Raw genomic sequence first — 14,302 nt, 5'->3', positions numbered from 1 at the left:
CGGCCGGCGCGCGGGACCCTGACCGCCGGTCAGACCAAGTGATGGTCAACCCAGCAGGGCGACAGTCGGTGCCAGAGACACGACGATCAAGATCTTTTCCATCATCAGTGTCGGTGCCTCCTGGCACAGTCGGCTCGTGTCGTTCAGTACTCGAATCGAAGTCCGCGTGTCCGATCTGGATCCGCAGTTGCACGTCACCGGCGCGGCCTACCACCAATTCGCCGACCACGCGCGTTTCGCGTGCGTCCAGGCGGCGGGTGTCTCGGTCGACGAACTGATCGCTTCCGGTCTGGGCCCGGTCAATCTGGAGACCGTGCTGCGCTTCCAGCGGGAACTGCGCGGCGGCGACTCGGTGGACGTGTCGTGCGCCTGGCAGCGGGGTGCGGGTAAGACCTATCGAGTCGAGCACGTCCTGACCCGTGCCGACGGGGTGGTCGCCGCGACGGTGACCAACATCGGTGGCTTGCTCGACCTGGCCGCGCGGCGCCTGGTCGCCGATCCCGCGCGGCAGTGGGCGATTCGCGCGAGCCGTCCCGAGCTGCTCGGGCTGCCGGGGGAGGCCCCGGAAGCGGGCGGATAGCCTGCCGTGTCGCTGGACGGCGAAAGGCCAAGCCTTCGCTAGACTCTCGAACAGTTGTTCGCGTCTGTGAGAGGGGTTGTCGTGCGGGTGATGGGCGTCGACCCCGGACTCACCCGATGCGGCCTCAGCATCGTCGAGGGCGGATCGGGGCGGAAGGTCACCGCCGTGGACGTCGACGTGGTCCGCACACCCGGGGATATGGATCTGGCCCACCGCCTGCTCGCGGTCGCAGACGCCGCCGAACGGTGGATGGACACCCACAAGCCAGGGGCCGTCGCCATCGAACGCGTCTTCGCCCAGCACAATGTCCGTACCGCCATGGGCACCGCGCAGGCGGGCGGAGTGATCGCGCTGGCCGCCGCGCGCCGGGGAATTCCGGTCGCGTTCCACACACCCAGCGAGGTCAAGGCCGCGGTCACGGGCAACGGCAGCGCGGACAAGAAGCAGGTCACCGCCATGGTGACCCGCATCCTCGGTCTGCCTGCCGCGCCGAAACCGGCGGACGCGGCGGATGCGCTCGCTCTGGCGATCTGCCATTGTTGGCGGGCCCCGCTGCTGGAGCGGATGGCGACGGCGGAGGCCGCGGCGGCCGCGGCGCAGCGCCGATACATCGAACGACTGGCCGAACAACGGAAGGCGGTGCACGGGTGATCGCGTCGGTACGCGGTGAGGTGCTGGAGATCGCCCTCGACCATGCGGTGATCGAGGCGGCCGGCGTCGGCTACCGGCTCAACGCCACGCCGTCCACGCTGGCCGGGCTCACCCGCGGCGAGGAGACCAGGCTCTACACCGCGATGATCGTCCGCGAGGACTCGATGACGCTCTACGGTTTCGCCGACACCGAGGCCCGCGACCTGTTCGGTCTGCTGCAAACCGTCTCCGGTGTCGGACCTCGTCTCGCCATGGCGGTGCTGGCGGTACTCGAGCCCGAGGCGCTGCGCAAGGCGCTGGCCGAAAGCAACGTGGCCGCGCTGACCAGAGTGCCGGGCGTCGGTAAGCGCGGCGCCGAGCGCATGGTGGTGGAACTGCGGGACAAGGTGAATCTCGTTCCGGTGCCCTCCGGTCCGCCCGGATCGGCGCCGGCGGCGGGCACGCCGGTGCGCGATCAGGTCGCCGAAGCGCTCGTCGGGCTCGGATTCTCCGCCAAGCAGGCCGAACAAGCGATCGATGCGGTGCTGGTCGACCAGCCCGCCGCCGACACCTCCACCGCCCTGCGGGCCGCGCTCGGCATGCTCGGCAAGAATCGGTAAGGCGTCATGGACCACCCAGAGGAACCCACCGAATCCCCGGTCAGCCCGGACTATCTGAATTCCGACGGTGAGATCGAGGCGAGTCTGCGGCCGAAGTCACTGGACGACTTCATCGGTCAGCCCCGAGTGCGCGAACAGCTCGCGCTGGTGTTGCGTGGGGCCAAACAGCGCGGCGGCACACCGGATCACGTCCTGCTGTCCGGCCCCCCGGGGCTGGGCAAGACCAGCATGGCGATGATCATCGCCGGGGAACTCGGCACCGCCCTGCGGATCACCTCCGGTCCCGCGCTGGAGCGGGCGGGCGACCTCGCCGCCATGCTCAGCAATCTGGTCGAGGGCGACGTGCTGTTCATCGACGAGATCCACCGGATGGCCCGGCCCGCCGAGGAGATGCTGTATCTGGCGATGGAGGACTTCCGGGTGGACGTGGTCGTCGGCAAGGGGCCGGGCGCGACCTCCATTCCTCTGGATATCGCCCCGTTCACCCTGGTCGGCGCCACCACCAGGTCCGGAGCGTTGACCGGGCCGCTGCGCGATCGTTTCGGTTTCACCGGGCACATGGATTTCTACGAGCCCGGTGAGCTGTTGCGCATCCTGCAACGGTCGGCGCACATCCTCGGCGTCGTCATCGAGGAGGAGGCGGCGGCGGAGATCGCGGGCCGCTCGCGCGGCACGCCCCGCATCGCCAACCGCTTGCTGCGTCGCGTCCGCGACTACGCGGAGGTCCGTGCCGACGGCCGGATCACCCGTCCGATCGCGCAGGCCGCGCTCGAGGTCTACGACGTGGACGTGCTCGGCCTCGACCGCCTCGACCGCGCGGTATTAGGCGCGCTCGTCCGCAGTTTCGGCGGTGGCCCGGTCGGGGTGTCCACCCTGGCCGTAGCGGTCGGCGAGGAGGCGGCGACCGTCGAAGAGGTCTGTGAACCGTTCTTGGTGCGTGCGGGCATGGTCGCGCGCACACCCCGCGGCCGGGTCGCCACCGCCGCCGCCTGGGAGCACCTCGGCCTCGTCCCGCCACCGGACCTGGTCTTCGGCTCCATCGAAGTGCGCGGTCGCGAGCCGCACCCCACCCTGGACCTGTTCGAGTGAACCGCGCGTTCGCGTGAACCGACCCGCGGTGGCGGGTCAACGGCGGCGGCGCAGCGCGGCGGCGACCAAGTCGAGGAAGGCATCGACCTCGTCGCGTTGATAGCCGCGCGTGCCGAGGCGAGCCTCGGTGAATCGGACCGCTTGGACGTCGTCGATGGTGAGGCTGCCCGGTCCGCCGTGCGCGAGGGTAGCGGTGACCAGGTCGAGGAACGCGGCGACCTCTTCCTCGTCGTATCCGCGTCGGCCGACCGGGGCATGGGTGAATCGCATGCGCCGCACGTCATCGGCGGTGAGCAGGCTGTGGCCGTCGCCGTTCGCGCCCGGCACCGGCCGGACGCCGCGTTGGCGGAACTCCAGCTCGACGCGCAGCTGATCGAGATACTCGTCCACCTGGTCGGCGCGGTAGCCGCGCCGGCCGAGCCGAGGCGGGCCGAAACCGACACGCCGCAGATCGTCGGCGGCGAGTTCGCCCTCCCCTGCCAAGGTCGCGGCGACCAGCTCGAGGAAGGCGTCTACCTCGTCCGCGTGGTAGGCGCGATGCCCGGGCGTCGGGGTCGCGAAACGGGTGCGGCGCACGTCCTCGGGGGTCACGGGCCACATTCTGTCAGGCTCGGTGCGTCGGGCCGCTCCGAAGGAAAATCTCGCGATTCCCTGGCCTCTAGCGAACAAGGGCCGTCCCCCTGGCGAAAGCGTCGGATCAGTGCGCCTCACCCTAGCGCCGGTGGTCGTGTCAGGGGGATTGCCGAGTTGCTCAGTCCTTGCGGACACCGTCCACGAGCAGGCGTCGGATCGCCTGGTTCAGCCCGGCGATCGCGGCCTCGTCCGGCTCCCGCAACGAGTACACGACGCCCCCGATCAGCATGCCGGTCACCGCACGCGCGGTGTTCACGGTGTCCAGGTCGGCGCGCAGGTAGCCCTGCTCGACACCGTGGTCGAGATAGCCCGCGGTCAGCGCGTCGGCGGTGTCGAGCAGGCCGTAGAGCCGCTGGGTGAGTTCGTCATCGATGCCGGTGGCGTGGAACAGCAACAGCTGGGCCACCCGGCGATCGGCCAGCAGGATCTCGGTGAGAGCCACGCCGATTCGGTCGATCTGGGCGCGGTATTCGTCGAGATCGGCGGCGGCGTCCGGGGCGTTCTCGGTGCCCAGCGCGGCGATGATGCGCGCGGCCAGATCGTCGATGACGTGATCGATGATGTCGCGCTTGTTGCTGAAGTAGCGGTAGAAGGTGCCGTGTCCGATGCCCAGCTGCCCCGCGATGTCGGCGATGCCGGTGGCGTGATAGCCCTTCTCCGCGAAACAGACGAACGCGGTGTCGATGATCTCCTGGCGCAGTTCGGCTTTGCGTCGCTCGGCACGCGTGGATGGCTTCGTCACCTAGCCGATGATACAGTCGTCAGCAACGGAATGATGTGTCATTCTGTGATATGCGGTTCAGCTAGCAGGAGGTTCGGTGTGGCGCCTCAATACGACGCGGTCGTGGTCGGTGCGGGGTTCGGAGGCATGGGAGCGGGCATTCAGCTCGATCGGCTGGGTCTGAGCAATTACGTCATCCTCGAACGCGAGGACGATCTCGGTGGCACCTGGCACGTCAATCACTACCCGGGTCTGGCGGTCGACATCGCCTCGGTCACCTACTCGTACTCGTTCGAGCCTTACCCGCACTGGTCTCGGTTGTTCGCGCCGGGCGCGGAGCTGAAGAAGTACGCCGAGCACGTCGCCGACAAGTACGGCCTGCGCAGGCGGATGCGCTTCGGCACCACCGTCGACGGCGCGCGCTGGGACGAAGAGCAGCAGCACTGGGTGGTCTCGCTGGCGGGCGGCGACACCGTCACCGGTCGCTATCTGCTGACCGCGACCGGCTTCCTGTCCCAGCCCTACACCCCGCCGTTCCCCGGCATCGACTCGTTCGCGGGCAAGATCATCCACACCACCGCCTGGGAGGACGACTTCGACCTCACCGGCCGCAGGGCCGCGATCATCGGCACCGGCGCCACAGCCGTGCAGCTGGTGCCCGAGGTGGCCGATAAGGCCGAGGCGCTCACGGTGTTCCAGCGGACCCCGATCTGGGTGGTCCCCAAGATCGACACCGCGATCCCCGCCGCGGTGCGGAAGCTGTTCGAACGGGTCCCCGCCACGCAGAAGGCCGCGCGACTGGTCAACACCAGCCTGCTCGAGGCGTTGATGGTGGTCGGTGTACTGCACTTCAAGCAGGCCAGGCTGATGAACAAGGGCGCGGCCGCGCTGGCCAAAGCGCACCTGCGGGCGTCCGTGCGGGACAAGCAGACGCGCGAGCAGCTGACACCGCACTACGACTTCGGATGCAAGCGGCCGACTTTCTCCAACCGCTACTTCACCACGTTCAACCAGCCGCACGTACGGCTGGAGACGAATTCGATCGACCACATCGAGCCCGACGGCATCGTCACCGCCGACGGGCACAAGACCGAGATCGACACGCTGATCCTGGCCACCGGTTTCAACCTGTGGGACGTGAACTTCCCGGCCATCGAGATCATCGGCCGTGACGGGGTGAATCTCGGAAAGTTCTGGCGGGACAACCGCTTCCAGGCCTACGAGGGCATCACGGTGCCGAAGTTCCCCAACTTCCTCAGCCTCAACAGTCCCTACTCCTACAGTGGCTTGTCCTACTTCACCACCATCGAAGCGCAGATGAAGCACATGGGCAGATTGTTCGGCGAGATGCGCCGCCGGGGCGAGACCACCTTCGAGGTCACCGAGCAGGCCAACGCGGCGTTCCTGGACCGGGTCACCGCCAAGCTCGGTTCCTCGGTCTTCTACGGCGGTGACTGCGCCACGGCGCGCAGTTACTACTTCAACCCGCACGGCGAGGCCGCCCTGTTGCGGCCCACCAGCACCCTCAACGCCCACCGCGAAGCGGTCGGCTTTCCGCTGGAGGATTACGTCTACGGCAAGACGGCCTGAGCCGGGGCCGGGCCGCGCCGCACACACGATCTCGCCCGCCGGAGTATGTTCCGGCGGGCGAGTCGCTGTGTGAAGGAACGTTGTAGCTGCCCAGCAGGTGTGCCGGTGTGGCACGCGCGCGGCGAACTGGCAGACTGTGTGGGTACTTGTCCATCCACCCACAACACTAGGGACTGACTTCGACGATGGAACTGCTGTTTCCGCTGCTACTGGTAGCCCTGCTCGTGCCGATGTTCCTCGGTGTCCGCCGTCAGAAGCGGGAGGCCGAGAAGGTCGCCAGCATGCAGGACAACCTGAAGATCGGCGATCAGGTCATCACCACGTCGGGTCTGTACGGCACCGTGGTCGAACTCGACGACACCACGGTCGACCTCGAGATCGCCGAGGACGTGGTCACCACGTGGTTGCGCCAGGCCATCCGTGAGGTGCGCGCCGACGACACGGCGAGCACCGAGGAGACCGGCGCGGACGCCACCGGCTCGGACACGCCCGAGGCCGTCGAGGAATCCACCGAGCAGACCGAGACCCGCCTGACCAAGGACTGATCGTCCGGTTGTGCCCCGGCTCGCCGGATTGTCGCCGCGGCCGTCCGTCCGCGCACCCGGCGTCGCTGGTGCATGCCCGCTTGTTCCATCCTCGACTTCCCGCCTAGGAGATGACGTACTGTGCCACCTTCCCAAGGATCGGCGCACCCGCTCCGGCTGCTCGGCGTCTATGCCGCGCTGCTGGCTGTGGTCTATGCGCTGGTGTTCTTCACCGGTGACAAGTCCCCGACACCCAAGCTCGGTATCGATCTGCAGGGTGGCACCCGGGTCACGCTGTCCGCACGCACGCCCGACGGCAGCAAGCCGAGCCAGGACAGCCTGAAGAAGGCGCAGGACATCATCGAGAACCGCGTCAACGGTCTCGGCGTCGGTGGCTCCGAGGTCGTCATTGACGGCGACAACATCGTGATCACCGTGCCCGGCGACGACGGGCAGCAGGCGCGCGCGCTGGCGACGACCGCCAAGCTCTACATCCGCCCCGTGCTGCAGGCCGTTCCCGCGACAGGACGCGGCGCCACCCCGCAGACCGCACCGGGCACGCAACCCGCCCCCGCCGCGCAGCCGGAGACGACCGCGACGCCGGACACGCCGGAGACGACGCAGCCCACGCCCGCTCCGCAGCAGCGTGTGTTCCCCGCCCAGCAGCCGACCCAGCCGCCGGCCGATCCCGCCCTGACGCCCACCGAAGAGGCCACCAGGGAGATCCAGGCCGCCAAGGCGCTGCGGCAGAGCGCCGATCCGGCCGTGCAGCAGACCGCGCTGGCCACCCTGGACTGCGCGAAGGCCGATCCGCTCATCGGCAACGACGATCCGGCGCTTCCGCTGGTCACCTGCTCGACCGACGGCACCGAGGTCTTCCTGCTGGACAAGAGCCGCATCGACGGCCAGGAGATCAAGGACGCCACCTCGGGCCTGAACCAGCAGCAGGCCAGGCACGAGGTCTACCTGGACTTCAAGTCCGGCGGCAGTGACGCATGGGCCTCGCTCACCGGCGAGTACGTCTACAAGCGGGTCGCCTTCGTGCTCGACTCGAAGGTGGTCAGCGCCCCGGTCGTGCAGCAGGGCCCGCAACAGGGCGGCCGCACCCAGATCTCGGGCAACTTCACCGCGACGTCGGCGAAGGAGCTGGCGAACACGCTGAAGTACGGCTCGCTGCCGCTGTCGTTCCAGACCTCCGAAGCCGAGACGGTCTCCGCGACGCTCGGCCTGTCGTCGCTGAAGGCCGGTCTGATCGCGGGTGCGGTCGGTCTGGCCGTGGTGTTGCTCTACTGCCTGGTGTACTACCGGATGCTGGGCTTCGTCACCGGCTTGTCCCTGGTCGCCTCCGGCTTGGCCGTCTACGGCATCATGGTGCTGCTCGGGCGCTGGATCGGCTTCACCCTCGACCTAGCCGGCATCGCCGGTCTGATCATCGGTATCGGTATGACCGCCGACTCGTTCGTGGTGTTCTTCGAACGAATCAAGGACGAGATGCGCGAGGGCCGCAGCTTCCGTTCCGCGGCCCCACGCGGCTGGCAGCGCGCCCGCCGGACCATCCTGTCCGGCAACGCCGTCAGTTTCATCGCGGCGGCCGTGCTGTACATCCTGGCCGTCGGCCAGGTGAAGGGCTTCGCGTTCACCCTCGGTCTCACCACGATCCTCGACGTCGTGGTGGTGTTCCTGGTCACCTCGCCGCTGGTGTTGCTCGCTTCGCGGACGGCGTTCTGGTCCAAACCGTCGGTGAACGGCCTCGGCGCGATCCAGCAGATCGCCCGCGAGCGGAAGGCGGCCCAGGCCGCCGTCGGGAAGGCGTGAGGACGCGATGACCAACAGCCACACCACTCCCTCGCTCGACAAGTCGAGCGCCACCGAGACCACCGACGTGTTCCCGGCGCTCACCGAGCCGCGGCCACCCGAGCACGGCTTCTTCACCCGCCTCTACACCGGCACCGGCGCGATCGACGTCATCGGCAAGCGCCGGATGTGGTATCTGATCACCGCCGTGATCGTGCTCGTCTCGCTGGCCAGCATCCTGTTCCGGGGCTTCAATTTCGGCATCGATTTCGAGGGCGGTTCGCGCATCCAGTTCCCCGCGGGGAACGCGACCACCAGCGCGGTGGAGGACGTCTACCGCGGCGCGATCGGCACCGACCCGGTCTCGGTGCAGACCGTCGGCACCGGGGCCTCGGCCACCATGCTGATCCGCTCCGAGGCGCTGGACCAGAAGCAGGTGGAGGCGGTGAACAACGCGCTGTTCGCCGAATTCCAGCCGAAGGACAAGAACGGCACCCCGAGCCTGGCCGCGATCAGCACCTCCGACGTCAGCGAGACCTGGGGCAGCCAGATCACCCGCAAAGCGCTCATCGCGCTCGCGGTGTTCCTCGTGCTCGTCGCGGTCTACATCGCGGTCCGCTTCGAGACGCACATGGCCCTGGCGGCCCTGGCGGCGATGGCCTTCGACGTCAGCGTCACCGCGGGCGTGTACTCGCTCGTGGGGTTCGAGGTCACCCCGGCGACGGTGATCGGCATCCTGACCATCCTCGGCTTCTCGCTCTACGACTCGGTCGTCGTGTTCGACAAGGTCGAGGAGAACACCCACGGGATCCTGCACTTGACCCGGCGCACCTACGGTGAGCAGGCCAACCTCGCGGTGAACCAGACACTCATGCGTTCGATCAACACCGCCTTGATCGGCATCCTGCCGATCGTCGGCTTGATGGTGATCGCGGTGTGGATGCTGGGCGTCGGCACACTCAAGGACCTAGCCTTGGTGCAGCTGGTCGGCCTGCTGGTCGGCACGTACTCCTCGATCTTCTTCGCGACGCCACTGCTGGTGTCGATCAAGGAGCGCTGGGGCCCAGTGGCGACCCACACCAAGAAGGTTCTGGCGAAGCGGGCCGGTGCGGCCGGCGCCCGTGCGGGTATCGCCGCCGAGCGCCGGGCGCGCGGGGCAGCGGGCCGGGACTTCGACGAGACTCCGCGCCGACAGCGCGAGGCCGCGCAGGCGCCGCGCCCCGGCGCGCGCCCGAGCGGGAAACGACACAAGAGGCGGAACTGACACCAGGCAGGGGGTTTCATGCGACAGCCACGCAGGGCGGTACGACTGATCGGAGCGCTCGTTGCGGGCACGCTGGCCGCCGGGCTGATGGTCGGCTGCTCGAGCAAGAACCAGGTGCCCTCCATCGGTTACGCGACCGATGCCACCATCGCCACCTATAACGGCGGCAGCACGCTAGGGGCCGGTTCCGGCTCCGTCGCGGTGTTCTCGCGGGTGCTCACCGGATTCTTCTACACCGGTCCCGACGGCCAGCAAGTCGCCGACACCGACTTCGGGACCGCCAAGGAGGTGCCGGGCGAGTCGCAGACCATCCAGTACCGCCTCAACCCCGACGGCGTGTACTCCGACGGGGTCCCGACCTCGTGCGACGACTTGGTGCTGGCCTGGGCCGCCCGCAGCGGGCGGTACACCAAACCTGGGGACCGGGGACCGGTTCCGCTCTTCGACGCCGCGGGCACCAGCGGCTACGACGCCATCGAGCGGGTCGATTGCCAGCCCGGCTCGCGGGATGCCACGGTGGTGTTCCGGCCCGGGCGCCGGTACCTGCCGTGGCGCAACCTGTTCGCGGCCGGTGAGCTGATGCCCGCGCACGTCGCGGCCCGGGTGGCGAACGTGCCCAACGTCGTTTCGGCGTTGCAGACCGGCGACCCGAACGCCCTCGGCCGGATCGCGGAGTTCTGGAACACCGGATGGACCATCCCGGCCGACGGCCGCTTGGACCTGTCGCGCTTCCCCTCGTCGGGGCCGTACCGCATCGAATCCTTCGGCAAGGAGGACGGTTTGGTGCTGGTCGCCAACGAGCGCTGGTGGGGCAACAAACCGGCGACCGGGCGAATCGTGGTGTGGCCGAAGACGTTCGATGTGCGGCAGAAGGTCGGCGAGAACGCCGTCGGCGTGCTGGACGTGGGCGCGAATTCGGTGAAAGACCTGAATCTGAGCGGCTTCTCGGTGCAGACGCTGCCCGGACGGGGCGCCGAGCAGTTGGTACTCACGACCGGTGGAGTGTTCGCCTCGGTGGAGGCGCGCCGTGCTTTCGCGCTGTGCCTGCCGCGGCAGACACTGTTCGACAAGCTCGGCAAGGTGCCCGACGCACCGAAGACCGGGCTCGGCTCCGGCCCGCTCAACGCCCACATCGTGCAGCAGGATTCCCTGCTCTACCCGGCGGTGATCAGCGCGTCGAACAAGTACTCCGGCGGCGACGTGGCGAACTCGACCAGGGCGGTCGCGGCCTCCGGTGCGCCGAACCCGACCGTCCGGATCGGCTACCTGGGGCCGGACGATCGCCGCGCGCAGACCGTCTCCATGATCGCCGAAGCCTGTAAATCGGCGGGTATCACCGTGGTGGACGCCGGCTCGTCCGATTTCACTCCCACCCGGCTCACCGAGGGCAAGGTCGACGCCGTCCTGGGCAGCACCGCGTCGTCTTCCGGTCCGGCGGGCTCGATTGCGGGAGTGGCCGCGACCAGTGCGTTGCGCACCGGTAGCGGGCTCAATTTCGGGCGGTTCGGCAACGGCCGTTACGATGCGATCACCGAGCAGCTCGGGGCCGACGACAGCTCGGCCGCCCAGCTGAATCTGCTCACCGAGGCCGAAAACCTGCTGTGGGCGGAGCTGCCGAGCATTCCGTTGTTCGCCACCCCGCGCACGATCGCCTTCGGCAAGGGGCTGCGCAACGGGATCGCCGCCCCCACCCAGGCCGGATCCGGCTGGAACATGGACCGGTGGGTGCTCGAGCGGTGACAGACGGTGTGGGTGATGTGATCATGGAGAGGTGTCGATGAGCAAGCATGCGGCAATCGAGTCCGAGGACATAGCCGCCGAACGGACCACCAATGCCGCACGAGTGGTCGACCGTTTGACCCGCTGGCACGACGACTTCCCCACACCGGGTGTGCGTTTCGCCGATCTCACCCCGGTGTTCGCCGACGCCGAGGGCTTCCGCGCGGTGATCGACTGCCTGGCCGCGTGCGCGCCCGACGCCGACCTGGTGGCGGGGGTCGACGCTCGCGGCTTCCTGCTCGGGGCCGGTGTCGCCGCGACCCTCGGCACCGGTGTGCTCGCGATCCGCAAAGCGGGCAAGCTGCCGCCGCCGGTGATCAGCCGGGAGTACAGCCTGGAATACGGCACCGCCGCGTTGGAGATTCCCGCGGACGGCATCGAGCTGGCGGGGCGGCGGATCCTGCTGCTGGACGACGTGCTCGCCACCGGTGGCACGCTGGCCGCGGCCGCCGAACTCTTCAAGCAGGCCGGCGCCGAGGTGGCCGCCGCCGCGGTCGTGCTGGAACTGGGCTTCCTCGGCGGGCGCGAACGGCAGGGCGACTACCCGCTGACCTCGATCGTCCACATCTGAGCCAGAGCAAGACCGGGTGCGCGGGATCTCCCGCGACCGCGGCCATCGGTGGCCGCGCGGAAACTTCGTTGCCCGCAACCGGCGTCGGCTGCCGGGATCGCGGCATGCGAACCGACGAGCCGCTGCGCCGGATCCGGGCGGTCTACGACGAGCACACCATCGTCGTCTACCAGGCGTACGCGCCGGAGATCGTCGAACCAGCCCTTGCCGCAGGCACTTTCGTCGCCCCGTTCCGCCGGGAGCGGATGACGTGGGTCAAGCCCTCGTTCCTGTGGATGATGTATCGCTGCGGGTGGGCGAGCAAGCCCGGCCAAGAGCGCGTCTTGGCCGTCACCATCACCCGAGCCGGGTTCGAATGGGCGCTGGCGCATTCCTGCCTGAGCCACTACGAGCCGAAACTCCATTCGAACCGAAAGGCATGGGCCGAGCGGCTCGAAGCGAGTCCGGTGCGCATCCAATGGGACCCGGAACGCGATCTCGGGCATCGGCCACTGTCGTACCGCTCCTTGCAAGTGGGCTTGGGCGGCATCGCCGTGGGGCACTGCGTCGACCGCTGGATCACCGGTATCCGTGATGTCACGCCGGAGGTGCGGCAGCTGCGGCAGATGGTAGCCGCCGGAAAGCTGGAGGCGGCGGCTCGTTGGCTTCCGGACGAGCGGCCCTATCCGCTGCCTGCGGCCGCGGCGGCCGTCGTCGGCGCGTCGTCCTGACCGCAGAAGTGTGATCCGGATCGCACTGGCGCATCCGGCCGAGTTGTGTTTAACCTGGATGAGTCTTATCCCCGTTGATCGGAGTTCTGCCGTTGCTCATCTGAGGTAGCCACTCGTACGGCCTGCATTCGCGCGCCGTGTTTCGTTGCAACCTCTGGGAGCTGGCATGACCAATCTGTCTTTTTCCGATCTCACTTTCGGCTGGCCGGACGGCACCCCGGTTTTCGAGGGGCTGGATGCCGTCCTCGGCCCTGGTCACATCGGCTTGGTCGGTGGAAACGGTGCGGGCAAGTCCACGTTGCTGCGATTGATCGCGGGGGAGCTGAGACCGATTCGTGGATCCATCACGGTCAGCGGGCAGCTCGGGTATCTGCGCCAGGATCTCGGTCTGGGCGCGGGCCAGCGCGTCGACGCGGTACTCGGCATCGCGGAAGTCCGAAAAGCGCTGCACCGCATCGAGTCCGGCCAGGGTGATGACGCCGACTTCGACCTCGTCGGAAACAACTGGGACGTCGAGGAGCGGGCGTTGGCGTTGTTGGCCCGGCTCGGCCTGCACTACGTCGCGGACTCGGTGCGACAGCTCGATCGCACACTCGACACCCTCTCCGGCGGCGAGACGGTGCTGCTCGGACTGGTCGCCGAGCTGCTCGCCGAGCCCGACGTGCTCTTGCTGGACGAACCGACGAACAACCTGGATCAGGTGGCTCGCGGGCGGCTCTACGAGGTGGTCGGTCAGTTCTCCGGCACAGTGCTCACGGTCAGTCACGATCGTGAGCTGCTGGAGCGGATGACGTCCATCGCGGAGCTGCGCCACGGCGAACTCCGGTTGTTCGGCGGGAATTTCAGCGAGTACGAGCGGATCGTCGCCGCAGAGCAGGAAGCGGCCCGCGCGGCGATCCGGGATGCGCGCAGCGACGTCCGCAAGCAGGCACGCGAACTCGTCGAGGCGCGCGTCAAGCTGGATCGCAGACAGCGGTACGGGCAGAAGATGTGGGACCAGAAGCGGGAGCCGAAAATCATCATGGCCGAACGCAAACGGCAGGCGCAGGTGTCGGCCGGCAAGCTGCGCAACAACCACATCGAAAAGCTCGACACCGCCAAGGAACAGCTCGAGCAGGCCAAGGAGCTGTTGCGCGACGATCGGGAGATCCGGGTGGAGCTGCCCGACACGCGGCTGTATCCCGGCCAGGACGTGATCGAGCTGGACCAGGTCGAGCTGGCGTGCGGGCCGACGGTGACGTTGCGGATCTGCGGGCCCGAGCGGATCGCGTTGACCGGCCGCAACGGCGTCGGAAAGACGACGCTGTTGCGACGCGTCGCACAGGAAGGGCCGAAGGTGCCGTGGCGGATGCTGCCGCAGCGCCTGGACGTGTTCGACGAGCGGCGATCGGTGTTCGAGAACGTCGCCTCGACGGCGCCGCACGCGTCGGCGGAGCGGATCCGGGCGCAGTTGGCCCGCTTCCTGTTCCGGGGCGCGGACGCCGACGTCGCAGCAGCGGCGCTGTCCGGCGGTGAACGGTTGCGTGCGGCGCTGGCCATGCTGCTGCTGGCCGATCCGGCGCCGCGGCTGCTGCTGCTGGATGAGCCGACCAACAACCTCGACCTGCCCAGTCTGGAGCACCTCACCCAGGCGCTGGCCGGCTTCGAGGGCGCGCTGATCGTGGTCAGTCACGATCCGCGTTTCCTCGACGAGATCGGGGTGACCCGGCGCCTCGAGCTGACCGCGGAGGGGCTGTCGGAGACGCTGGTGACCTGACTCGCCGTCGATCCGGCCACGGTGGCCGGTACGCGGTGGCC

The 14,302-nt window shown here is 68.5% G+C and carries 14 protein-coding genes; 12 read left to right on the top strand and 2 right to left on the bottom strand.

Features of this window, described 5'->3' with window-relative positions; translation table 11 throughout:
- Window positions 1-136 precede the first annotated feature (136 nt).
- The 4 genes from M8859_RS32520 (at window position 137) to ruvB (ending at window position 2,919) form a co-directional block, all read left to right on the top strand.
- Entirely contained in the window at window positions 137-580 is a 444-nt protein-coding gene (locus M8859_RS32520; protein WP_195072347.1) for an acyl-CoA thioesterase, read from the top strand.
- 81 nt (window positions 581-661) lie between these two features.
- Window positions 662-1,231, top strand: a complete 570-nt coding sequence (ruvC, locus tag M8859_RS32515; RefSeq protein WP_159920223.1) for a crossover junction endodeoxyribonuclease RuvC — start codon at window positions 662-664, stop codon at window positions 1,229-1,231.
- Window positions 1,228-1,830, top strand: a complete 603-nt coding sequence (ruvA, locus tag M8859_RS32510) for a Holliday junction branch migration protein RuvA (protein ID WP_195072348.1) — start codon at window positions 1,228-1,230, stop codon at window positions 1,828-1,830. The genes ruvC and ruvA overlap by 4 nt, the downstream gene beginning before the upstream one ends.
- 6 nt (window positions 1,831-1,836) lie before the next feature.
- A complete protein-coding gene (ruvB, locus tag M8859_RS32505) occupies window positions 1,837-2,919 on the top strand; it encodes a Holliday junction branch migration DNA helicase RuvB (protein ID WP_195072349.1) in 1,083 nt (360 codons plus the stop codon).
- 36 nt (window positions 2,920-2,955) lie between these two features.
- Here ruvB and M8859_RS32495 read toward each other — a convergent pair whose 3' ends face one another.
- The gene (locus tag M8859_RS32495) at window positions 2,956-3,519 is read right to left on the bottom strand and encodes a DivIVA domain-containing protein (RefSeq protein WP_159919398.1); all 564 of its coding nucleotides are present in this window, start codon (window positions 3,517-3,519) and stop codon (window positions 2,956-2,958) included.
- A gap of 151 nt (window positions 3,520-3,670) precedes the next feature.
- Window positions 3,671-4,294 (bottom strand): TetR/AcrR family transcriptional regulator, encoded by a 624-nt coding sequence (locus M8859_RS32490; RefSeq protein ID WP_195072350.1) that lies wholly within the window; start codon window positions 4,292-4,294, stop codon window positions 3,671-3,673.
- A gap of 78 nt (window positions 4,295-4,372) precedes the next feature.
- Here M8859_RS32490 and M8859_RS32485 point away from each other — a divergent pair, with 78 nt between their 5' ends.
- The 8 genes from M8859_RS32485 to M8859_RS32450 all read left to right on the top strand — a co-directional run bounded on the left by M8859_RS32485 (window position 4,373) and on the right by M8859_RS32450 (window position 14,261).
- Window positions 4,373-5,863 (top strand): flavin-containing monooxygenase, encoded by a 1,491-nt coding sequence (locus M8859_RS32485; RefSeq protein ID WP_159919394.1) that lies wholly within the window; start codon window positions 4,373-4,375, stop codon window positions 5,861-5,863.
- A gap of 185 nt (window positions 5,864-6,048) precedes the next feature.
- Window positions 6,049-6,408: a preprotein translocase subunit YajC gene (gene yajC, locus M8859_RS32480; RefSeq protein ID WP_159919392.1), complete on the top strand. Its 360-nt coding sequence runs from the start codon at window positions 6,049-6,051 to the stop codon at window positions 6,406-6,408.
- Window positions 6,409-6,528: 120 nt separating this feature from the next.
- Complete coding sequence (secD, locus tag M8859_RS32475; RefSeq protein ID WP_159919390.1) at window positions 6,529-8,202, top strand: protein translocase subunit SecD; 1,674 nt, start codon at window positions 6,529-6,531, stop codon at window positions 8,200-8,202.
- 7 nt (window positions 8,203-8,209) lie between these two features.
- Entirely contained in the window at window positions 8,210-9,445 is a 1,236-nt protein-coding gene (gene secF / locus M8859_RS32470; RefSeq protein WP_195072351.1) for a protein translocase subunit SecF, read from the top strand.
- A gap of 18 nt (window positions 9,446-9,463) precedes the next feature.
- Window positions 9,464-11,185, top strand: a complete 1,722-nt coding sequence (locus M8859_RS32465; protein ID WP_249645402.1) for an ABC transporter substrate-binding protein — start codon at window positions 9,464-9,466, stop codon at window positions 11,183-11,185.
- Window positions 11,186-11,222: 37 nt separating this feature from the next.
- Window positions 11,223-11,795, top strand: a complete 573-nt coding sequence (locus M8859_RS32460; protein WP_159919384.1) for an adenine phosphoribosyltransferase — start codon at window positions 11,223-11,225, stop codon at window positions 11,793-11,795.
- A gap of 104 nt (window positions 11,796-11,899) precedes the next feature.
- Window positions 11,900-12,505 (top strand): DUF4291 domain-containing protein, encoded by a 606-nt coding sequence (locus tag M8859_RS32455; RefSeq protein ID WP_195072352.1) that lies wholly within the window; start codon window positions 11,900-11,902, stop codon window positions 12,503-12,505.
- A gap of 166 nt (window positions 12,506-12,671) precedes the next feature.
- Entirely contained in the window at window positions 12,672-14,261 is a 1,590-nt protein-coding gene (locus tag M8859_RS32450) for an ATP-binding cassette domain-containing protein (RefSeq protein WP_195072353.1), read from the top strand.
- Window positions 14,262-14,302: the final 41 nt, after the last annotated feature.

This window comes from Nocardia sputi, assembly GCF_023501985.1.
The sequence above is the reverse complement of the archived record's forward strand: the minus strand, read 5'-3'. Positions and strand labels throughout refer to the sequence as shown.

What these genes read in the sequence shown, in the direction of transcription:
- secF (WP_195072351.1), top strand. Translation starts at nt 8,210, where the DNA reads ATGACCAACAGCCACACCACTCCCTCGCTCGACAAGTCGAGCGCCACC.
- ruvB (WP_195072349.1), top strand. Translation starts at nt 1,837, where the DNA reads ATGGACCACCCAGAGGAACCCACCGAATCCCCGGTCAGCCCGGACTAT.
- M8859_RS32465 (WP_249645402.1), top strand. Translation starts at nt 9,464, where the DNA reads ATGCGACAGCCACGCAGGGCGGTACGACTGATCGGAGCGCTCGTTGCG.
- M8859_RS32450 (WP_195072353.1), top strand. Translation starts at nt 12,672, where the DNA reads ATGACCAATCTGTCTTTTTCCGATCTCACTTTCGGCTGGCCGGACGGC.
- yajC (WP_159919392.1), top strand. Translation starts at nt 6,049, where the DNA reads ATGGAACTGCTGTTTCCGCTGCTACTGGTAGCCCTGCTCGTGCCGATG.
- M8859_RS32495 (WP_159919398.1), bottom strand. Translation starts at nt 3,519, where the DNA reads ATGTGGCCCGTGACCCCCGAGGACGTGCGCCGCACCCGTTTCGCGACC.
- M8859_RS32460 (WP_159919384.1), top strand. Translation starts at nt 11,223, where the DNA reads ATGAGCAAGCATGCGGCAATCGAGTCCGAGGACATAGCCGCCGAACGG.
- M8859_RS32455 (WP_195072352.1), top strand. Translation starts at nt 11,900, where the DNA reads ATGCGAACCGACGAGCCGCTGCGCCGGATCCGGGCGGTCTACGACGAG.